At 74.9% G+C, this 19,046-nt stretch carries 18 protein-coding genes; 5 read left to right on the forward strand and 13 right to left on the reverse strand.

The window, feature by feature from the left end; translation table 11 throughout:
* Positions 1 to 7 precede the first annotated feature (7 nt).
* Positions 8 to 2,200 (forward strand): glycosyltransferase, encoded by a 2,193-nt coding sequence (locus ACF3NH_RS08235; protein WP_422922492.1) that lies wholly within the window; start codon positions 8 to 10, stop codon positions 2,198 to 2,200.
* Positions 2,200 to 2,832: a 5,6-dimethylbenzimidazole synthase gene (bluB, locus tag ACF3NH_RS08240; protein ID WP_422922493.1), complete on the forward strand. Its 633-nt coding sequence runs from the start codon at positions 2,200 to 2,202 to the stop codon at positions 2,830 to 2,832. The genes ACF3NH_RS08235 and bluB overlap by 1 nt, the downstream gene beginning before the upstream one ends.
* 97 nt (positions 2,833 to 2,929) lie before the next feature.
* On the opposite strand, the gene ACF3NH_RS08245 is transcribed toward bluB, so the two are convergent.
* Genes ACF3NH_RS08245 through ACF3NH_RS08265 form a run of 5 tightly spaced genes read right to left on the reverse strand, consistent with a single transcriptional unit; the run spans position 2,930 to position 7,660 of the window.
* Positions 2,930 to 4,666, reverse strand: coding sequence for a polysaccharide biosynthesis/export family protein (locus ACF3NH_RS08245; RefSeq protein WP_422922494.1), 1,737 nt, complete (start codon positions 4,664 to 4,666; stop codon positions 2,930 to 2,932).
* Positions 4,656 to 5,834, reverse strand: a complete 1,179-nt coding sequence (locus tag ACF3NH_RS08250; RefSeq protein WP_422922495.1) for a capsule biosynthesis protein — start codon at positions 5,832 to 5,834, stop codon at positions 4,656 to 4,658. The genes ACF3NH_RS08245 and ACF3NH_RS08250 overlap by 11 nt, the downstream gene beginning before the upstream one ends.
* Positions 5,803 to 6,465, reverse strand: coding sequence for an ABC transporter ATP-binding protein (locus tag ACF3NH_RS08255; RefSeq protein ID WP_198365177.1), 663 nt, complete (start codon positions 6,463 to 6,465; stop codon positions 5,803 to 5,805). The genes ACF3NH_RS08250 and ACF3NH_RS08255 overlap by 32 nt, the downstream gene beginning before the upstream one ends.
* 2 nt (positions 6,466 to 6,467) lie before the next feature.
* On the reverse strand, positions 6,468 to 7,271 hold the full coding sequence (locus ACF3NH_RS08260; protein ID WP_422922496.1) for an ABC transporter permease: 804 nt from the start codon (positions 7,269 to 7,271) through the stop codon (positions 6,468 to 6,470).
* Positions 7,268 to 7,660, reverse strand: a complete 393-nt coding sequence (locus ACF3NH_RS08265) for a hypothetical protein (RefSeq protein ID WP_422922497.1) — start codon at positions 7,658 to 7,660, stop codon at positions 7,268 to 7,270. Before ACF3NH_RS08265 ends, ACF3NH_RS08260 begins: the two co-directional genes overlap by 4 nt.
* A gap of 304 nt (positions 7,661 to 7,964) precedes the next feature.
* On the opposite strand from ACF3NH_RS08265, the gene ACF3NH_RS08270 reads away from it, so the two are divergent.
* Positions 7,965 to 9,707 (forward strand): capsular polysaccharide export protein, LipB/KpsS family, encoded by a 1,743-nt coding sequence (locus tag ACF3NH_RS08270; protein ID WP_422922498.1) that lies wholly within the window; start codon positions 7,965 to 7,967, stop codon positions 9,705 to 9,707.
* A complete protein-coding gene (locus ACF3NH_RS08275; RefSeq protein ID WP_422922499.1) occupies positions 9,704 to 10,477 on the forward strand; it encodes an SDR family NAD(P)-dependent oxidoreductase in 774 nt (257 codons plus the stop codon). Before ACF3NH_RS08270 ends, ACF3NH_RS08275 begins: the two co-directional genes overlap by 4 nt.
* Positions 10,478 to 10,508: 31 nt before the next feature.
* On the opposite strand, the gene ACF3NH_RS08280 is transcribed toward ACF3NH_RS08275, so the two are convergent.
* The 6 genes from ACF3NH_RS08280 to ACF3NH_RS08305 all read right to left on the reverse strand — a co-directional run bounded on the left by ACF3NH_RS08280 (position 10,509) and on the right by ACF3NH_RS08305 (position 16,686).
* On the reverse strand, positions 10,509 to 11,714 hold the full coding sequence (locus ACF3NH_RS08280) for an MFS transporter (RefSeq protein ID WP_422922500.1): 1,206 nt from the start codon (positions 11,712 to 11,714) through the stop codon (positions 10,509 to 10,511).
* 106 nt (positions 11,715 to 11,820) lie between these two features.
* Complete coding sequence (locus tag ACF3NH_RS08285) at positions 11,821 to 13,005, reverse strand: enolase C-terminal domain-like protein (protein WP_198365183.1); 1,185 nt, start codon at positions 13,003 to 13,005, stop codon at positions 11,821 to 11,823.
* A gap of 94 nt (positions 13,006 to 13,099) precedes the next feature.
* The gene (locus ACF3NH_RS08290; protein WP_198365184.1) at positions 13,100 to 13,633 is read right to left on the reverse strand and encodes a hypothetical protein; all 534 of its coding nucleotides are present in this window, start codon (positions 13,631 to 13,633) and stop codon (positions 13,100 to 13,102) included.
* A gap of 70 nt (positions 13,634 to 13,703) precedes the next feature.
* Complete coding sequence (locus ACF3NH_RS08295; RefSeq protein ID WP_198365185.1) at positions 13,704 to 13,904, reverse strand: heavy-metal-associated domain-containing protein; 201 nt, start codon at positions 13,902 to 13,904, stop codon at positions 13,704 to 13,706.
* Complete coding sequence (gene cueR / locus ACF3NH_RS08300) at positions 13,901 to 14,290, reverse strand: Cu(I)-responsive transcriptional regulator (RefSeq protein ID WP_198365186.1); 390 nt, start codon at positions 14,288 to 14,290, stop codon at positions 13,901 to 13,903. The genes ACF3NH_RS08295 and cueR overlap by 4 nt, the downstream gene beginning before the upstream one ends.
* Positions 14,287 to 16,686, reverse strand: coding sequence for a heavy metal translocating P-type ATPase (locus ACF3NH_RS08305; RefSeq protein ID WP_422922501.1), 2,400 nt, complete (start codon positions 16,684 to 16,686; stop codon positions 14,287 to 14,289). Before ACF3NH_RS08305 ends, cueR begins: the two co-directional genes overlap by 4 nt.
* 84 nt (positions 16,687 to 16,770) lie before the next feature.
* Here ACF3NH_RS08305 and ACF3NH_RS08310 point away from each other — a divergent pair, with 84 nt between their 5' ends.
* On the forward strand, positions 16,771 to 17,829 hold the full coding sequence (locus ACF3NH_RS08310; protein WP_422922502.1) for a trypsin-like peptidase domain-containing protein: 1,059 nt from the start codon (positions 16,771 to 16,773) through the stop codon (positions 17,827 to 17,829).
* Positions 17,830 to 17,917: 88 nt separating this feature from the next.
* Here ACF3NH_RS08310 and mobA read toward each other — a convergent pair whose 3' ends face one another.
* The gene (gene mobA, locus ACF3NH_RS08315) at positions 17,918 to 18,541 is read right to left on the reverse strand and encodes a molybdenum cofactor guanylyltransferase MobA (protein ID WP_422922503.1); all 624 of its coding nucleotides are present in this window, start codon (positions 18,539 to 18,541) and stop codon (positions 17,918 to 17,920) included.
* Positions 18,538 to 19,044: a DUF3016 domain-containing protein gene (locus ACF3NH_RS08320; RefSeq protein WP_422922504.1), complete on the reverse strand. Its 507-nt coding sequence runs from the start codon at positions 19,042 to 19,044 to the stop codon at positions 18,538 to 18,540. The genes mobA and ACF3NH_RS08320 overlap by 4 nt, the downstream gene beginning before the upstream one ends.
* Positions 19,045 to 19,046: the final 2 nt, after the last annotated feature.

Raw genomic sequence — 19,046 nt, forward strand, 5'->3', positions numbered from 1 at the left:
GGGCAGCATGATCCAGGATCCGGCGGAGGCTTTGCGGCGCGAGGCGGACGGTCTGCGCGACCGCCGCGACTGGCTGCGCGCCGCCGCGGCCTATGCCGCCTTCCTGGAGCTGCGCCCGGAGGATGCCGGCATGCGGGTGCAGCAGGCGCATTGCCTGAAGGAGGCCGGGCGCGTCGGGGAGGCCCTGGCGCTCTACCGCGTGGCGGCGGCGCAGCGCCCCGGCGAGGCCGACATCGCGCTGCAGATCGGCCATGCCGAGAAGCTGCGGGGCGAGGCCGCCGCCGCGCTGGAGGCCTATGGCCGGGCCGTGCTGCTGGATCCCGCCGCCGCCGCGCCTTGGGCGGAGTGGCGGGCCCTGGCGGAGACGGCGCGGCGCCCGGTGCCCGCGGCCGGCGGCGTGGTGCTGGACCTGACCGACCTGGTCGCCTGGGTCCGCGGCGGGCGGCGCGCCCCGAGCGGCATCCAGCGCGTGCAGCTCGGCATCGCCGATGCCGCCCTGGCCCATCCCACCTTGGCCGAAGCCGCCTCGGCGGGCGCCGCGCCGCCCCGCCTCTGTGCCATGCCGGCCGAGGGCGGCGGCTGGCGCGACCTGCCGGCGCCGTTGTTCCGCCGGCTCGACCACCTCATGACCCAGGGGGCAGGGATGGAGGCGCCGGACTGGCACGAGGCCGTGGCGGTGCTGAACCAGCGGATGCAGGCGCCGCCGCTGCGCTTCGCCCGCGACGAGGCGGGCGAGGCCGCCGTGCTGGTCACGCTCGGCGGCACCTGGGGGGTGGAGGACTACCTCGGCCAGCTGCGCCTGGCCCGCCAGCGCGACGGGCTGCGCCATGTGCCGCTGCTGCACGATTGCGTGCCGCTGCTGCTGCCCGAGCACTGCACCGAGGGCACGGTGCGCGGCTATGCCCACTGGTTCTCCAACCTGGCCCTGCATGCCGATGGCGTGCTCGCCGTCTCCCGCTCCACCGCCGCGGACCTCGGGCGCCTGCACGCGGCGCTGCTGCCGGAGATCCCGGCGCCGCCGGTCGCGGTGGTGCCGCTCGACGCGGCGCCGCGGCCGGTGGCGGGGGCGGCGCCGGACCATCCGCTGCTGCGCGGCGGCCGGCCTTTCGTCCTCTTCGTCTCGACCATCGAGGGGCGCAAGAACCACCTGATGGTCTTCCAGGCCTGGCTGACCCTGGCGCGCCGCCTGGGCGCGGCGGCGGTGCCGCAGCTGGTCTGCGTCGGCCGGCCGGGCTGGCGGGCCGAGGCGGCGCTCGACCTGCTGGCCCATGCGCCGGAGCTGCGCGACAAGGTCCGCATCCTGTCCGATGTGCCGGACCCGCTGCTGGCGGCGCTGTACCGGGCCTGCCTCTTCACCCTCTACAACAGCCATCACGAGGGCTGGGGCCTGCCGGTGACGGAGAGCCTCGCCGCCGGCAAGGTCGCGCTGGTGCCGGCCCATTCCGGGCTGCTGGAGGCCGGGGAGGGCGGCGCCGTCTTCTTCGCGCCGGGCCACGAGTCGGACCTGCTCGACAAGCTGACCCGGCTGATCACCGATCCGGCCTGCCGCGCCGCGGCCGAGGCCGCCATCGCCGCCGCCCCGCCCCGGCGCGGCTGGGCGGCGCTGGCCGGGCAGCTCCTGGCCGAGGCGCGGCGGCTGGCGGCGGAAGCGGAGGAGCGGGTGCCGCTGGCGCTGCTGCCGCTGGAGACGGGGCGGCGCCATCCGCTGCGGAACGGCGCCCCCCGGCCCGGGCTGGAGGCCGCGGTGGCCGAGGCGGTGCGCGACGGCGGCGGCTGGCACGGGCTGGAGGTGTGGGGCACCTGGACGCGGCCCGGCACCGCCGGCTTGACCCTTCCGCTGGCGCCGCCGGGCGTGGGCGGCACGGCGCTGCGGCTGGAGCTGGATCTGCGCGCGCCGGGGGAGGCCCCGCGCGAGGTGGAGATCCTGGCCTGGCGCGGTGCGCGGGCCGCCGCCCCCGTGCGGCTGAGCCTGGCCGCCGGCGCCGCGGCGGTGGTCGCGCTGCGCCTGCCGCCCGGCGGGGGGGCCGAGGAGGCGGCGCTGCGCGTCGAGATCACCGCCGCGGGGCCGGCGATCGAGGGCGCACGGCCGATCGGCATCGGCGTCACCGGCTTCGCCCTGGCGCGCGAGGATGATCCGGCCGGGCGGCTGGCGCTGCTGGAGGGCCGCCGCTTCCGCCGGGCGCTGCCCATCCCGGCCTGATGCCGCCGCCCGAGTTCGGCGCGGCGTTCCGCGAGTCGTTGCGCGCGCTGTTCCTGTGGCGCCGCGACGTGCGGCGCTTCCGGCCCGACCCGGTGCCGGAGGCGCGCATCGCCGCGCTGCTGGAGCTGGCCGGCACGGCCCCCTCGGTCGGGCTCAGCCAGCCCTGGCGCTTCGTGCGCGTCGAATCGCCGGAGCGGCGGGCGGCGATCCGCGCCCTCTTCGCCCGCAGCAATGCCGAGGCCCTGGCCGGGCAGGCGCCGGAGCGCGCCGCGCTCTATGCCCGGCTGAAGCTGGAGGGGCTGGACCGCGCGCCCTGCCAGCTGGCGCTGTTCTGCCTGCCCGACCCGGAGCAGGGCCACGGCCTCGGCCGCCGCACCATGCCGGAGACCCTGGCCTATTCGGCGGTGATGGCGCTGCACACGCTCTGGCTCGCGGCGCGGGCCGAGGGGCTGGGCCTCGGCTGGGTCTCGATCCTGGAGCCGGAGGCGGTGACGGCGGCGCTCGACGTGCCGGCGGCCTGGCGCTTCATCGGCTATGCCTGCCTGGGCTGGCCGGAGGCGGAGAGCGATCGGCCGGAGCTGGAGGCGGAAGGCTGGGAGAGGCGCCGGGCGGTGGTCTGCCTGCGGCGCTGAGGGCCGGAAAGAGGAAACCCCCGCCGGCGGGGCGGGGGTTTCGCAGCCGGGGCTCGCGGGGCCGGCTTCCCGGTCCCGCCGCGTCAGCGCCCCGCCCTCAGTTGAACACCCGCACCGACAGCGCCGACTGGTAGATCAGCTGCAGCAGGTCGCGGGCGATCTGGAAGCTCTTGGCGCCGAGCTGCGGCAGGATGATCAGCTCATCCCCCGGGCGCGGCCCCTCGCGCGGGTCGAGGATGATCTGCCCGCTGGCGCGGCGGATCATCACTCCGCCGCTGTCGCCGCGCTGGGTGTAGCCGCCGGCGGCCTTGATGTAGTCGTCGATGGTCATGTCCGGCCGCCACAGGATGGCCTGCGGCGTCGTCACCTCGCCGGCCACCAGAACCGTGTCGGAGCGCTCGGGAATGACGATGGTGTCGCCGTCCTCGAGCCGCACCGCCGAGCAGCGGCCGCCATTGTCCATCACCACGAGGCGCCCCTCGGGCTGCAGCCGCCGGCCGCGCTGGATGTAGTTGGAGACGAGCTGCGCCTCCTGGCTGCGGATCTCGGCGACGCCCGTGGTGGCGGAGGTGGCGGTGAAGAGCTGCCGCTCCAGCCGGTCCAGCGCCTCGTTGATGGCGCGGCGCTGCTGCGCGGCGATGCGCGGCCGCAGCAGGAAGACCGACCGGGTGTCGGCCAGCGCCGCGTCCACCGCGACATGGTCGAGCAGCTGGCAGAGGTTCATGTCGCGGTCGGCGACCAGCACCGAGGGACCGATGCGGCTGCCCTCGACGAAGACGCGCACGGTGGGCGCCGGGGCGTCGGTGATGAAGGTGACGACGTCCTGGTCGAGCAGGGTCTGCTGCCGCAGCGCCGCCATGTCCACGTAGCGCGACCAGGGCTGGCCGCGCCGCGTGCCGCGGATCACCGCGTTGGTCACCGCCGGCAGGGCGCCGGCGAGGTCGAGCAGCTCGCTGCCCGCCATGCCGCCGCCGGCCACCTCGAAGAGGTAGTTGTTGCGCACCGCGCCATCGGCCGAGACGGTGGAGCCCTGCTTGGCGACGACGATGGTGTCGCCGTCCTGCAGCGTCAGGCGCGGCAGCTTGCCCTGCAGCAGGAAGGGGTAGAGGTCGATCCGCACCAGCGGCCGGCTGCCACGGTTGATGGTGATGTCGCGGTAGGAGCCGCGCACCGGATCGACGCCGCCGGCGCGCATCAGGAAGTCCAGCACGGTCTCGGAGCCCGAGCCGAGGTGCCGGCCCGGCAGCTTGACGAAGCCGGTGACGTAGACGCCGATCTGGCTGGCCGAGAGCAGCACGGCATAGACCTGCACCTGCTGGGTGTAGATCCGCCGCACCTCCGCCTCGACGGTGCGCTGCAGGTCGCCGGCGCGGGTGCCGGCCAGGCGCAGCGGGCCGATCGAGGGCAGGAAGAGGTTGCCGTCCGGGTCGATGGCGCCCATCACCTCCGATTCCACCGGCCCCCAGACGCGGACGCTGATCCGATCCCCGGCGGAGAGGCGGTAGTTCGGGTTCGAGGTCTCGGAGGGCGTGGGCGCGCCGCGCGCGAAGAGGGCGGCGCCGAAGACGGTGCGGCTCGGCCCGGGCGGGCGATAGGGCTCGGCGAGCGGCCCCTCGGCGGTGGCGCTGGCCTCCGCCTCGGTGGTGCTGCCGGCGCGGTTGATCATCGTCTCCTCGGGCAGCAGCTGCGGCACCGCCTGCGGCTGAGAGGCGCCGCCGCGCGACATCAGCCCCGGGCTCGGCGCGTTCAGCAGCGGGTTCTGCTGCGCCAGGACAGGGGCGGCACCGGCCAGGAGGGCGAGGAGGGCGGCCAGGAGCGCGCGGCTAGAAGGCATGTTCTCGGATTCCTGCGAGCATCATCCAGCCGATGCCGTAGAGCACCGAGAGGACGATGAAGATGCTGAGCAGCGTGACGGCGGCGCGGGGGTAGAGGGGGTAGTCGGCCAGGTTGGGCTCCACCACGCGGGCGAGGAAGATCTGCTGGCGCTGCGCGTCGAGCCGCGCCGTCTCCAGCGACAGCGTGGCGGAGGCGAGCTGCTTGTTGGCGAACTCCCGCTCCAGCGCCAGCCGCTCATAGGTCGCGAGCTGGCCGGGCAGGGCGCCGTCATGGGTCATGCGGCGCCGCTGCTCGGCGATCTCGCGCTGCAGCGAGGCGATGCGGTTGCGGATGGTCACGATCTGCGGGTTGTCCGGCCGCATGAAGCTCGACTTCTCCTGCAACTCGGCGCGGGCGCCGGTCAGCGCGCCCTCCAGCGCGCCGAGGCCCTCCATGCCGATCTGCGCGTTGCCGGTGGGATCGACCGACTGCTCGCGCAGCCGCCACTCGGTGATTGCGGCCTGGGAGGCCAGCACGCGCTGCTCGGCCCGCTCCAGCTCGTCGCGCGCGCTGCGCAGCGACTCCTCCCGCGAGCGCGCGGAGAGATGGTTGACGAAGAGCTCCGCCAGGCGGAGCTGCTCCTCGGCGATGCGCTGCGCGTCCTCCGGCCGGAAGGCGCGGGCGCGCAGCGTGGTGATGCCGGAGGTGGAATCGTTCACCACGGTGTTCATCATGCCATGGTACATCTTCAGGATCTCGTCCGGCGGGTCGGCGAACCACAGCCGGCCCAGCAGGTCCGCCTCCGGCCGCCGGTAGAGCCCGACGATGTCGATGCCCTCCTTCAGCGCGTGCAGCGCGTCGTGCGATTGCAGGTAGTCGCGCACGCTGAGCGATTCCTCGCTGACCTGCTTGAAGCCGGCGGCGCCCATCATCTCGGTGAGCGAGCTGGCGCCGCGGCTGTCCTGCCGTCCGCGCACCAGGTAGCGCGCCTCCGAGACATACTGGCTGGCGGCGAAGCCGTAGAAGTAGATGCCGGCGATCAGCGTCGGCAGTACGACCAGCAGCAGGAAGAAGCGCTTGCGCCAGAGGCTGCGCAGCAGCGGCGAGGGGCGGCGAGGAGCGGCGTGGCTCTGCGCCGCGCCGGAGATGGCGGGGTCAGAGACCCTGGTAGGCGGCGATAGCTTCATCGACATCCTCATAGAATTCCAGCATGCCGTTCCGCAGGATCGCCGCTGTCTTGCAGTACTTCTTCACATGCAGGGCGTTGTGCGAGACGATGATCATCGCGGCGTGGGCACGGCGGGTGTCGAGCACCTCGCGGCACTTGTTGGCGAAGCGCGCATCGCCGGTGGAGAGCGCCTCGTCCACCAGGTAGCAGTCGAAGTTGACGGCGAAGGAGAGCGCCATCAGCAGGCGCGAGGACATGCCGGAGGAATAGGTCCGCACCGGCTCGCGGAAATAGGGTCCGAGCTCGGCGAAGTCCTCGACGAACTCCTCGGTGCGCTTCAGCGGCGTGCCATAGAGGCGGGCGATGAAGCGGGCGTTGGCGGCGCCGGTCAGGCTCGACTGGATGCCGTAATTGCCGCCGATCGGCCAGGACATCGACAGGTCGCGCCGCACCCGGCCGCGCGTCGGCCGCTCGACCCCGGCCAGGATGCGCAGCAGCGTGGACTTGCCGGCGCCGTTGCGACCCAGGATGCCGACATGATCGCCCGGCGTGATGCGGGCATTGACGCCGCGCAGCACGTGGCGGCGCGCCGTGCCCTGCCGCACCTCGAAGCTCTTCCAGACGTTCTCCAGCTCGATCGCGCCCGCCATGCTCACTCGCCCATGATGGAGAGGCGGGATCGGGCGGCGCGCAGCCCGGCCAGGCCCAGGATGTTCAGTGCCAGGATCCAGATCAGGACATAGGGGATGTCGTAATGCGGCATGGTGCGGTCGCCGAACTGCGCCCAGCGGTTCAGCTCGTGCACATGCACCAGCGGGTTCCAGAGCAGGAGCGCCTGCGTCTCGCTCGGCATCATGTCGACCATGTAGAAGGTCGCCGAGATCGGCATCAGGATATAGGTGAGCGGGTGCACGATCCGCTCGACCGGCTCGTAGAAGACCTGCAGCGCCGCCAGCAGCATGCCGAAGCCGTGCCCGAGCAGGGCGCTCATCAGCAGGCCCGCGACGAAGACGGCGGGCTGATGCGGATACTCCCCGAAGAAGACCATCGCGACGGCGACGAAGATCGTGATGACGGCGGCGCAGACCATCATCTCCAGCAGGTTGCGGGCCAACATGATATCGGTCAGCGAGATGCTGCGATGGAAGAGCAGGGAGATATTGGCCTGGATGCCGTGCGCGCCCCGGTTGACGATGGAGCGGAACATCATGAAGGGGACATAGCCGAGGGCGTAGAACAGGAAGACCGGGAGGTTGTTCGGCATCTGATGTCCGCTGCTCCAGTGGATCAGCGAGATCATGGTGGAGAGCAGCATGGGCTCGCCGAACAGCCAGACATAGCCAACCCGGCTGCTGCCGAACCGGGTCAGCATCTCGCGCGTGAACAGCGCGCCGATGACCCGGATCTGCGCCGAGAGCGCGCTGCTCGGGAGGCGGCGCGGGATGTCCTCGATCACGGCCGCGCCACGGCGCCGCCGCGCAGCAGCGGCCGCGCCGCGGCCCAGCCGGAGGAGGCGTCCTCGCAATAGAGCGCCGCCCGGCCGCCACCCATCGCCAGCTCGCGGCAGTTGCGGCCGCTGCCGGCGAAGTAGCTGCGCGCCACCCGCACCAGCGCCGGCGGCGCGCCGGGGGCGGGGGGGAGCATCGCCTGCTGGCCCTCCCGCGCGGTGGCGGCGAAGGCGGCGAGAGGGTCCTCGGGCCGCGGCGGCGGCAGGGTGGCCTGGGCGGGAGGAACGGGCTCCCGGGCCGTCCCGAGTCCCGGCAGGCTGCCGCATCCCCCCAGGACGGCCGCGATCAGGAGCAGAGGAAACAACCTGGAGATGCTGATGGGAATGGTCTTCAGCACGTTGATATCCTTGACTCCGGTGGCATGCACGCCTGATTGCATGATAAAAACTTACCGCAGTGCAGTGCGCATGGCAAAACCTACCTATGGTTTTAACATTAATATCCGATTCATCTCAGATTGTGCGAGGGCGACGCTGAACCACCTGAAGCCCGGTATCGCCTTTCCGGGTCTGGCCCCGGCCGAAGCCCGGCATCTCGCCGCCTTCTGGCCGGAGCACGATCTCCGCCCAGCCAGCGAGGCCGGCCTCTGGGCCGTGCCGGCCGACAGGGCCGTGCCCTGCCCGCCGCGCGGAACCGGGCTGTTGCGCTATGCCACCGGCCTGCTGCCCTCTCCCCGCTTCGCCGGGCGCGGCCGTGCGGTCGCCCTCCTGCCGGTGGAGGGCGCCGCGGCCTGCCTGCTCGCCACTCCCCTGGCCGCGCCGCCGGAACTGGCGCCGGAGGCCGCGGCCCGCGCGGCCGCGGCGACGGCGCTGATGGCGGAGGCGCGGATCGGCGGCGCGGCGGGCCTGCCCGACCCCGGCGCCGCGGCGCTGCGCCTGCCGTCCCGCGCCGCCCTGCTGGTGCTCGACCCCTGCCGGCCGGAGCGCGCCGCCGCCGCCCGCGCCGACCTGGCGCAGGCCCAGGCGCGGTCCCAGGGGCGGGGGGGCGGGCGGCCGCTGATCCTGGCGCGCGACCCCGCCGCGCCGCCGGGCGCCCGTCCGGTCCTGGCGCCGCCGGCGGGCGCGCACTGGCTGGACCGGCCGCTGGCGCCCTGGACCCTGCTCGACCTCGCGGAGGATCTCTATGGCGCCGATGCCGGCATGGCGCTGCTGGCGGCCATTGCCGGCGTCGCGGTGGCCGGGTACCGCCTGGCGCCGCTGCCGCGGCTGGCCGCGCTGATCGCCGCCACGCGCTGCGCCGACCCCTTCCTCTCCCGCCCCTGGCGCTTCGAGCAGGCCCTGGCGCAACTGGCCGAGTGGCGGGCGCGGCAGGAGGAGAACCGGCGCGTCGCCGTCTGCCTCGGCATGGCCTTCTGGAAGCGGCGGCGCATCGCCGCGCTCTTCGCCCATGCCGGCGGCGGGCCGGGCTTCGCCGCCACCCCGGCGGGCGCCCTGCGGCGGGCGAAGCGGCGGGGCGGGGCCGTCGCCGCCTGGGCCGCCGCCATCCCGCCCGGCTTCCGCGAGGCCTGCGCCGCCCAGGGCGTGGCGCTGCTCGCGGTGGAGGACGGCTTCGTCCGCTCGCGCGGGCTCGGCGCGCGCTTCCTGCCCGGCGCCGCCTATGCGGTGGATGCGCGCGGCATCTATTACGACCCCGCGCGCCCGAGCCAGCTGGAGGTCCTGCTGGCCGAGGCCGACTTCCCGCCGGCCCTGCTGGCCCGCGCCGCGGCGCTGCGCCGGGCGATCGTGGCGCGCGGCGTCACCAAGTACAATCTGGGCGGCGCCACGCCGGCGATCGCCGCGCCGCCCGGCCGGCAGCGCCTTCTGGTGCCGGGGCAGGTGGAGGGGGATGCCTCGGTGCGACTCGGCGGCGGGCCGATCCAGGGCAACCTGGCCCTGCTGCGCGCCGTCCGCGCCGCGCATCCGGAGGCCTTCCTGATCTACAAGCCGCACCCCGATCTGGAAGCGGGCTTCCGCCGCGGGCGGCTGGAGGCCGGGGAACTCGCCGCCCTGGCCGACCAGGTGGTGACGGGCGCGCCGCTCGCGGCACTTTTCCCGCAGATTGACGCGTTGCACACACTGACCTCCCTCTCCGGCTTCGAGGCCCTGTTGCGCGGCCTGCCCGTCACCACCTGGGGGCAGCCCTTCTATGCCGGCTGGGGCCTGACGGAGGACCGCAACCCGCCGCCCCGGCGCGGGCGCCGCCTCAGCCTCGATGCCCTTGTCGCCGGCGCGCTGATCCTCTTTCCTCGTCAGGTGGACCCCGTGACCGAACTGCCCTGCCCGCCCGAGACCGTGCTGGAGCGCCTGGACGACCCCGGCGCCTGGACCCTCTCCCCCTGGACGCTGCACCGCGGGCTGGAGGGCCGCATCCGCGCCGCGCTGGCCCGGATCGGGCGGCTGCGGTGAGGTTCCGCCACGTCGTCATCACCGGCGCCTCGCGCGGGCTGGGCGCGTCCCTGGCGCGGCGCTTCGCCGCGCCGGGCGTGCGGCTCGGCCTGATCGCCCGGGACGAGGCGGCCCTGGCCGGGGTGGCCGCCGACTGCGCCGCCCGTGGCGCCCTGCCGCAGGTGGCGCGCTGCGATGTGCGCGAGGCGGAGGCGCTGGCGCGGATCGTCGCCGGCTGGGAGGCCGAGGCGCCGGTGGACCTGGCCATCGCCAATGCCGGGATCAGCGCCGGCACGCGGCCGGATGGCCGCGCCGAGGGGCTGGCCGCGCTGCGGGCGCAGATCGAGGTGAACCTGCTGGGCGCCGTGCATCTGGTGGAGGCGGTGCTGCCGGGGATGCAGGCGCGGCGCCAGGGCAGCCTCGGGCTGGTCGCCTCGCTCGCCGCGTTCCGGGGCCTGCCGGACAGTCCCGGCTATTGCGCCAGCAAGGCCGGGCTCTGGGCCTATGGCGAGGCGCTGCGGGCCGGGCTCGGGCCGCGCGGCCTGCGCGTCACGCTGATCGCACCCGGCTTCTTCGAGAGCGCCATGGGGGAGCGCTGGGTCGGCCCGCGCCCGCTCTCCCTCACCGCCGGGGCGGCCGCCGACCGCATCGCCCGCGCCCTGCAGCAGGGCGACGCGCAGCTCGCCTTCCCCTGGCCCCTGGCCTGGGCGCTGCGCCTCGCGCCGCTGCTGCCGGCGGCGGCGGTGGACGCCCTGGTGCGGCGCATGGCCTTCCAGGTGCGGGAGGGGTGAGCGGCGGGGCCGGGGCGAACGCCGCCCGGCCTCAGGCCTCCCGCGGCCGCAGCAGCCAGCAGGCCAGCCCGCAGCCCGCCAGCTGCGCCGCCACCAGCAGGAAGGCCAGGTCGTAACGGCCGGTCCAGCCCACCAGCAGGGTGAAGGCGAGCGGCCCGCCGATCGAGCCGAGGAAGCCGAAGAGGCTGGCGGCGGAGGTGACGTCGCTGACCAGGGCGGCGGGCGCGACCCGGGCCAGCTCGGCGATATGCACGCCGTTCCAGCCGATGGCGGTGAAGCCCACCAGCATGGCGCAGCCCTGCAGCAGCCAGCCGCCCTGTCCGCCCAGCGTGACGAGCAGGCCCACCGCCAGGGCCGAGGCGGCGGCTTGCAGCACCAGGTGGCGCATCGCCTGGCCCATGCGGTCGGCCAGCCAGCCCATGGCGATGCGCCCCAGCATGCTGGCGCCCTGCATCGCCGCCATGGTCCGCCCCGCCTCGGCCAGCGAGGCGCCGTGGCGGGTGACGAGATAGGTGGCGGTGAAGGCCATCAGGCAGGCCTGCATCACCGAGAAGGAGGCGCCCAGCGCCGTCAGCAGCGGCAGGGTGGGGTGGCTGCGCAGGATGCTGGCGGAGCGGAGCAGCGCCGCGGGGGAGAGGAAGGCGCGGGCCCAGCCCGGCCGGGTCTCGCCGCGCTCGCCGTCCAGGCGGCGCCGGAAGGGCTGCACCACCAGGATGGTGAGGAGGCTGACGGCGATCAGCATCCAGAGCGCGGCGGAAAGCCCCTGGCCGGCCACCAGCGGCGCCACGATCAGGCCGGCCAGCGCGCCGCCCAGCGGCACGCCCGCCTGCTTGATCGAGAAGATCAGCGTGCGGTGCCGGCGCGGCGCGGCGCGCATCAGGATCTGGCTGCCCGCCGGGGTGTTCGGCGCGGCGCCGAAGCCGATGGCCAGCGCGCCGAGCAGGGCCGGGAGCCCGAGTGGCTGCGACAGGACGAACAGGCCGAGGGCGGTGCAGGCCAGGCCGATCTGCAGGGTCCGCACCGGCCCGTGATGGCCGAGCATCGGCCCGCCGCAGGCCAGGCACCAGCAGATGCCGGCCGAGGTCATGGCGGAGACGAGGCCGATCCCCTCCGGCGGCAGGCCGGCGCGGGCCATCAGCGGCGGCCCGAGCAGCGGGATGGCGATGGTAGCGAAGGAGCTGATGGTCTGGACGATCAGGGTCGCGACAAGGGCGCTGGCCCACAGAGGCAGTGTCAATTCCGGCTTCCACCCTTCCCGTCGCCCGGTCCTGCGGGCCGGGTCTTGCGGACAGTGTGCCGGAAGGGGGGAGGCGCGCCAAGGGACGCCCCCCCCGCCGGGCGCCTCAGTCGAGCAGGGTCTTCAGCACCGCGTGGAGGGCGTTCTTGCGCTCGAAGCCGATGCCCGGGCTGTCGTGCAGGTGGATGCGGCTGTCCCGCACCGGCGTGTCGTCGGCGAAGCCGCCGAAGGGGGCGAAGACCTCCGGATAGCTCTCGTTGCCGCCAAGGCCGAGGCCCACCGCGATGTTGAGCGCGAACTGGTGGCCGCCATGCGGCACGCAGCGGCGCGGGCTCCAGCCGTGCTGCGCCAGCATCTCCAGCGTGCGGAGGTATTCCACCAGGCCATAGGACAGGGCCGGGTCGAACTGCAGGATGTCGCGGTCCGGCCGCAGGCCGCCATGGCGGATCAGGTTGCGGGCATCCTGCATGGAGAAGAGGTTCTCGCCGGTGGCCAGCGGGCCGCCGTACTGCTCGGCCAGGGCGGCGTGGTTGCTGTAGTCCAGCGGGTCCAGGGGCTCCTCGTACCAGCGCAGCCGGTAGGGGGCGAGGGCGGCGCCGTAGGCCAGGGCGGCATGCAGGCCGAAGCGGCCGTTGACGTCGACGCAGAGCCGCGAGCCGTCGCCGCCGAGCAGCGCCAGCACCGCCTCGATGCGCTTCACGTCCTCGGGCAGCGCCTCCTTGATCGGCACGCCGGGGGCGCCGCCGATCTTCATCTTCACCACCGAATAGCCCATGCCGAGGTAGCGCCGCATCTCCTCGACCAGCGCGGAGACGTCCTTGCCGGGGTAGTAGTAGCCGCCGGCGGCGTAGATCCAGGCGGTCTCGTCCGCCTGGCCCTGGCGGAAGCGCTCGGCCAGCAGCTTCCAGAGCGGCACCCCCTCCAGCTTGGCCGCCGCGTCCCACAGCGCCATGTCGAGCACGCCGACGGCGACCGAGCGCTCGCCATGGCCGCCCGGCTTCTCGTTGCGCATCATGGCGGACCAGGCGCCGGCGGGATCGAGCCCGCCCTCCGGCGTCGCCAGCAGCGCCTCCGGCGCCTCCTGGAGGCGGGGGATGAAGCGCTCGGCCAGCAGGCCCGGCTGGGCGTAGCGGCCGTTGGAGTTGAAGCCGAAGCCGGTGGCGCTGCGGCCCTGCCCGTCCTCCACCGTCACGGCGACGATGCTCGCCGTCATCTTCGAGAAGTCGATATAGGCGTTGGCGATCTCGCTGCTGATGGGCGCGACGCCCTGGCGGATGGCGGTGATGCGCATGGGCCTGCGGTTCCTCCGGTTGCGCGCGCAGAGTAGCGCGGGCGCACCGGAAGCCCAGTCCCGGCCCTGCCGATGGGCCCCGCCGGCCCGGTCCTCAGCCCAGGGGGTTGTCGGACAGCCGGGCGAAGGGGCCGTAGAGGTCGCAGAGATCGGTCTTCGCGCTCAGCCGGCGGTAGCGCAGCTTGCCGTGCGGCTCCTGCGGCTGCACCGCCAGCATCTGCTGGCCCAGCCGGTCGAGGTAGAGCGCATGGCGGTAGCTCTCGCCGCGATAGATCACGTAGACCTCGCGGCTCTCGGCCACCTGGTCGTTCAGGTCGTCGAGCGCCCAGCGGCGCCAGGCGACCGACCAGCCCTCCCGCGTGCGGCTGAGGGCGCGGGGGTCCATCTCGGCATGCAGGGTGAAGAAGGCGCGGTGCCTCTCGACCAGCTCGCCCAGCTCATCCCGCAGCCGGCCGATCACCGGGTTGACCGGGCCGGCGGGCGGCTTGGCGGTCTGGTGGACATCCTCCCCGCCATAGCCGGTGAAGCGGGCCTTGTTGTAGTCGGCCAGGGGCGAGGGGCTGCGCCGTTCCCCCTGCAGGGGCCCCGGCAGGCTCGGTTGTTTCGGATTCTTCCAAAGGTCGCTCATCCCGCGCTCTCCGCTGAGGTGCGCGAGTTCTGCCACGGCGGGATGAACGAAAGGTGGATGCCGCGGAACCTCAGAGGGCCTCGTAGCCTTCCGCCGCGATCAGCGCGGCGACCCGCGCGCGCGGCAGGCGGGTGCGCGCGGTGACCTGGCCGGCCTCCAGCGACACCGCGACCTCGGCCGCCGGGTCCTCCGCGCGGATCGCCTCGGTCACGGCGCGGACGCAATGGGCGCAGCTCATGCCGCGCACGGCCAGGGTGATGGTCTCGCTCATGGGGTCTTCTCCAGCTCGTCCAGGATGGGGCAGTCGGGGCGGCCGTCGCCATGGCAGTGCGCGGCCAGGTGGCGCAGGCTCCGCGCCATGGCCTGCATCGCCTCGGCCTTGGCCTCCAGCGCCGCGACATGATCCAGCGCGATGCGCCGCACATCGGCGCTGGCGCGGTTGCGGTCGCGCCAGAGCGCCAGCAGGCGGCGCACATCCTCAAGCGGGAAGGCGAGCGCGCGGGCATGGCGGATGAAGCGCAGCACGGCGACATCGGCGGGGGTGTAGTCGCGGTAGCCATTGGCCAGCCGGGCCGGGACCAGCAGCCCCTCGGCCTCGTAGTGGCGGATCATTCGGGCGCTCAGCCCGGCGCGCCCGGCGGCCTCGCCGATGTTCATCGTCCGGGCCTCCAGCGCGAGAGCAGCAGCGCGTTGGACAGCACCGCGACCGAGGAGAAGGCCATGGCCGCCCCGGCCAGCGCCGGGGAGAGCAGGCCGAGCGCCGCCAGCGGGATGCCGAGCGCGTTGAAGCCGAAGGCCCAGGCCAGGTTCTGCCGGATCCTGGCCAGGGTGGCGCGGGTGACGGCCAGCGTCGCCGGCACCAGGGCGGGATCGGGGCGCAGCAGGGTGACATGGGCGGCCGCGATGGCGGCGTCGGTGCCGCTGCCCATGGCGATGCCGAGATCGGCGGTGGCCAGCGCGGCGGCGTCGTTCACTCCGTCCCCCACCATGGCGACGCGCCGCCCCTCCTTCCGCCAGGCGGCGATCCGCGCCGCCTTCTGCTCCGGCAGCACCTCGGCCGCGACCTCGCGGAGGCCGAGCTGCCGCGCCACGGCCTGGGCGGCGGCGGCGCCGTCACCGCTCAGCATGGCCACCGCCACGCCCTGCTCGCGCAGCGCCCGCACCGCCTCCGCGGCGCCCGCGCGCGGCGTGTCGGCGAAGGCGAAGAGGGCGAAGACGCGGGGCGGCCCGGCTTCGATCGATCCGACCTCGATCAGCCAGGACAGGCTCGCGCCCTTGCCGGCCTCGGTGGCAGCGGCGCCTTCCAGCGGGCCGGGCGCGGCGCCGCTCTCGGCCAGCAGGCGCGGGCTGCCGAGGCGCAGGCGGCGGCCATCGACCACCCCCTCGACGCCACGGCCGGGCAGGGCGCGGAAGGCCTCCGCCACCATCCCGCCGCCGCTGCCCTCCGCCTCGGCCTCGGCCAGCACGGCGCGGGCCAGGGGGTGCTCGCTGCCGGCCTGCAGCCGGGCGGCGGCGGCCAGCACCTCCGCCCGCGTCATGCCGGGCGCCGTGTGCAGGGCGGCCAGGTGCGGCCGGCCCTCGGTCAGCGTGCCGGTCTTGTCGAAGGCGACCAGGGTGATGTGCCCGGCGCGCTCCAGCGCCTCGGCGTCGCGGATCAGGATGCCGGCGCGGGCGGCGGCGCCGGTGCCGGCCATGATGGCGGCCGGGGTGGCGAGGCCGAGGGCGCAGGGGCAGGCGATGACCAGCACCGCGACGGCATGCAGGATGGCCGCCGGCAGCCCGGCGCCGGCCAGCAGCCAGCCGAGCAGGGTCAGCGCCGCCACGCCCAGCACCACCGGCACGAAGACGGCGCTGACGCGATCCACCAGCTTCTGCACCGGGGCGCGGCTGGCCTGGGCCGCCTGCACCAGCGCCGCCACCCGGGCCAGCCGGGTCTCGCCGCCGACGGCGGTGGCGCGGACCACCAGCCGCCCGTCCAGCGCCACGGTGCCGGTGGCGGCGGTATCGCCGGGATGCTTCTCCACGGCGCGGCTCTCGCCGGTCAGCGCGCTCTCATCCACGCCCGAGGCGCCCTCCTCCACCAGCCCGTCGGCCGGGATGCGCTCGCCGGGGCGGATCACGACGCGGTCGCCGACCCGGAGCGTGGCGGCGGGCACCTCCTCCTCCCGCCCGGCCGCGTCCAGGCGGCGGGCGGTGCGCGGGCGCAGCGCCAGCAGGGCGGCGATGGCGGCGCCGGTGGCGCGCCGCGCGCGGCCCTCCAGGAAGCGGCCCAGCAGCACGAAGGCGATGATGATGGCCGAGGCCTCGAAGTAGAGATGCGCCTCGCCCCGCGCCAGCAGGACCACGGAGAGGCCGAAGGCCGCCGAGGTGCCGAGGGCGACCAGCAGGTCCATGTTGCCGGTGCCGGCGCGCAGCGCGCGCCAGCCGGCGCGGTAGAAGCGCCAGCCCAGGCCGAACTGCAGCGGCGCGGCGAGGGCGAGCTGGAGCCAGCCCGGCGGCATCCAGTGCCGGCCGAGGGCCATGCCGAGCATGCCGGCCAGGAAGGGGGCGGCCAGGAGGAAGGCCAGCGCCAGCTCGGCCCTGTCGCGCCAGGGGCCGCGCCCGCCTTCCGCCTCCGCCGCGGTGGTCCCGGCTGTGGTGACGCGATAGCCCGCCCGCGCCACCGCCGCCGCCAGCGCAGCCTCGTCGAGCCCCGTCAGCAGGCGCAGATGCACCCGCTCGGTGGCCAGGTTGACCGAGGCCTCCAGCACGCCGGGGACGGCCTTCAGCGCCCGCTCCACGCGCCCCGCGCAGCTGGCGCAGGTCATGCCGCCGATGCCGAGGTCGCGCTCCTCGATGCCGAGCCCGTAGCCGGCCTGGCCGACCGCTTCGGAGAGCGCCCGCAGCTCGGCCGTGCCGCGCACCTCGGCGGTCTCGCCGGCCAGGTTGACCTGCGCCTCCGCCACGCCCGGCACCCGCCGCAGCGCGCGCTCGACCCGTCCGGCGCAGCTGGCGCAGGTCATGCCGGTGATGGGCAGGGTGATCCGTTCGGAGGGGGGGCTGGCGTCGGGCATGGGGAGGAGATGGGGCTTCTCATTGTGGGAAGGTCAAGAGCGCCATTGACCGGCGCCGCAGGGCAGGGTTGATCCCCGCGCATCATGCGCCTCCTCCCCCTTCTCCGCCCCCTCGCCGGCCTCGCGGCCCTCCTCGCCGCGTCCGGCCCCGCCGCCGCGCAGGCCCCCGACGCCGCTCCGGGCGGGAGCCACCGCATCCAGCTCGCGAACCGCACCGGCCAGGTGGCGACCGGTTTCTACGCCCTGCGCGAGGGGCGGGCGGCGCAGGGCGGGGCGGAGGGCTGGGGGCGCAACACGCTGCCCGCGCCGATGCCCAGCGGCAAGCTGTTCACCCTGGCGACGCGGCCCGAGGCCGGCTGCCGCTTCGACCTGCGGCTGGTGGTGCAGGACGGCCGCGAGGCCATCCTGCGCGGCCGCGACATCTGCGCCGAGCCCCGCATCGCCGTTACCGAGGCCGATCTTCGCCCCGCGTCCAGCCAGCCGGCGCCCGGCGCGCCCAATCCGCGCGCCCGCGTCTCCTCCGGCAGCGGCTTCGTGGTGGCCACCGACCGCGTGATGACCAACCAGCATGTCGTCGCCGGCTGCGACCGCATCTTCATCCGCACCGCCGATGGCCGCCTGCTGCCCGCCGTGCCGCCGGCCCGCGTCGATGCCGGGCTGGACCTCGCCCTGCTGGCCGTGCCGGGCAATCCCGGTGAGCCGCTGGCCTTCCGCGCCGCGCCGCCGGTGCGGCGCGGCGAGGGGGTCATCGCCTATGGCTTCCCGCTGCCGGGCCTGCTCTCCTCCGACCCCAAGCTGACGCGCGGCGAGGTGAACGGGCTGAACGGGCTCGGCAACAACCCGGCGCACTACCAGATCAGCGCCGCGGTGCAGCCGGGCAATTCCGGCGGGCCGCTGCTCGACCTGCAGGGCAACCTGGTCGGCGTGGTGGTGAGCAAGCTGCATGCGCAGAACATCGCGAAGCAGACGGGCGACATCCCGCAGAACGTCAATTTCGCGGTGAAGGGCGAGGCCGCCCTGGCCTTCGCCCGCCGTGCCGGGCTGGCCCCCGCGACCGCCTCCAGCGCCGGCGCGGAGAAGAGCGCGGCGGATGTTGGCGAGATCGCCAATCGCGGTGCCGTCTTCATCCGCTGCGAGCGGTAGAGCAGATCCCGACCAGGGGGAATCGCCTGATCGGGTGAAGATGCTCCTGAAAACAACTGGCCAGAGCGGCAACCGCTCCGGCCCGGGCTCAGCCCTCCCGCGCCAGCCGCGCCTCCGCCTCCGCCAGCTCCTCCGGCGTGTTGGCGTTGAAGAAGGGGTCCGCCGGCCCGCCGGGCCATTCCGCCTCGGCGCAGCCATGGCGCGCCGTCCAACGGGCGACCTTCCGCTCATCGGCCAGGAGCGCCCGCCGCAGGGCGTCGCGCAGGGCCACCGGCCAGAGGCCGACCGCCGGATGCAGCCGGCCGCCGGAGCGGGCGCAGGCCAGGGGCGTGCCGGCCGCCGCGCGGGCCGCGCGCAGCCGGGCGGCCAGGTCGGCGGGAATGAAGGGCGTGTCGCCCGGCACGGAGAGCAGCCAGCCGACCCCGTCCCGCCGCTCCGCCAGCCAGTCGAGCCCGGCGAGGATGCCGGCCAGGGGCCCCGGCTGCCCGGGCAGGGGGTCGGGCAGCACGGGAATCGCCGGCCCCGCCCAGGGCGCGAAGCGGGCGGGATCCCCGTTGGCGCTGAGCAGCAGCCCCGCCACCTGCGGGCGCAGCCCTCTGATGACATGGGCCAGCATGGGGCGGCCGCCGAGCGGGAGCAGCGGCTTGTCGCCGCCCCCCATGCGGCGCGCCTGGCCGCCGGCCAGGATCAGGCCGAAGATCGCCTCGCTCACCGGAGGAAGCGCTGCCGGAACCAGTCGTCCAGCATGGCCTTCTCGTACCACAGGCGGTCCCCCGCCCGCGCCATGCGGGCGCGCGTCAGATAGGCCATGTCGCTCACGCTCTCCTCCGCCATCGCCGGGGCCTCGCCTGGATGATCCCCTGGGCGATCCAGCGCGTAACGCAGGCGGATGCGCGGCCAGGTGGCCGGCGTCATCACGCGGAGGTCGGGATTCTCGATGCGCCAGGGCTCGCAACGCCCGGCCAGGTCGATGTCCAGCACGGTGATGCGAAGCGCGGTGCCGGGCGGCAGGCGGGCGCCGAGCGCTTCCAGGTGCCGCCGCAGGGCCAGGAGTTCCGGCGCGTCCGGCCGGGCGCCGCCGCCGCCATCGAGGCGGGCATCGGTGAAGCGGGCGGGATCGGCGAAGTCCACGCTCACCCCGGCGAGGGCGGGGGAGGCCAGCAGCAGGCCGGCGGCCGCGAGCGGTGCCATGCGACGGAGGAGATGGACGGCCATGC

Source organism: Pseudoroseomonas sp. WGS1072, from assembly GCF_049340465.1.
Classification (GTDB): Bacteria; Pseudomonadota; Alphaproteobacteria; order Acetobacterales; family Acetobacteraceae; genus Pseudoroseomonas.

Coding starts and splice junctions, on each gene's coding strand:
- bluB (WP_422922493.1), top strand. CDS start 2,200: ATGCCGCCGCCCGAGTTCGGCGCGGCGTTCCGCGAGTCGTTGCGCGCG.
- ACF3NH_RS08310 (WP_422922502.1), top strand. CDS start 16,771: ATGCGCCTCCTCCCCCTTCTCCGCCCCCTCGCCGGCCTCGCGGCCCTC.
- ACF3NH_RS08255 (WP_198365177.1), bottom strand. CDS start 6,465: ATGGCGGGCGCGATCGAGCTGGAGAACGTCTGGAAGAGCTTCGAGGTG.
- ACF3NH_RS08245 (WP_422922494.1), bottom strand. CDS start 4,666: ATGCCTTCTAGCCGCGCGCTCCTGGCCGCCCTCCTCGCCCTCCTGGCC.
- ACF3NH_RS08250 (WP_422922495.1), bottom strand. CDS start 5,834: ATGAAGCTATCGCCGCCTACCAGGGTCTCTGACCCCGCCATCTCCGGC.
- ACF3NH_RS08290 (WP_198365184.1), bottom strand. CDS start 13,633: ATGAGCGACCTTTGGAAGAATCCGAAACAACCGAGCCTGCCGGGGCCC.
- ACF3NH_RS08285 (WP_198365183.1), bottom strand. CDS start 13,005: ATGCGCATCACCGCCATCCGCCAGGGCGTCGCGCCCATCAGCAGCGAG.
- ACF3NH_RS08305 (WP_422922501.1), bottom strand. CDS start 16,686: ATGCCCGACGCCAGCCCCCCCTCCGAACGGATCACCCTGCCCATCACC.
- ACF3NH_RS08235 (WP_422922492.1), top strand. CDS start 8: ATGATCCAGGATCCGGCGGAGGCTTTGCGGCGCGAGGCGGACGGTCTG.
- cueR (WP_198365186.1), bottom strand. CDS start 14,290: ATGAACATCGGCGAGGCCGCCGGGCGCGCCGGGCTGAGCGCCCGAATG.
- ACF3NH_RS08295 (WP_198365185.1), bottom strand. CDS start 13,904: ATGAGCGAGACCATCACCCTGGCCGTGCGCGGCATGAGCTGCGCCCAT.
- ACF3NH_RS08320 (WP_422922504.1), bottom strand. CDS start 19,044: ATGGCCGTCCATCTCCTCCGTCGCATGGCACCGCTCGCGGCCGCCGGC.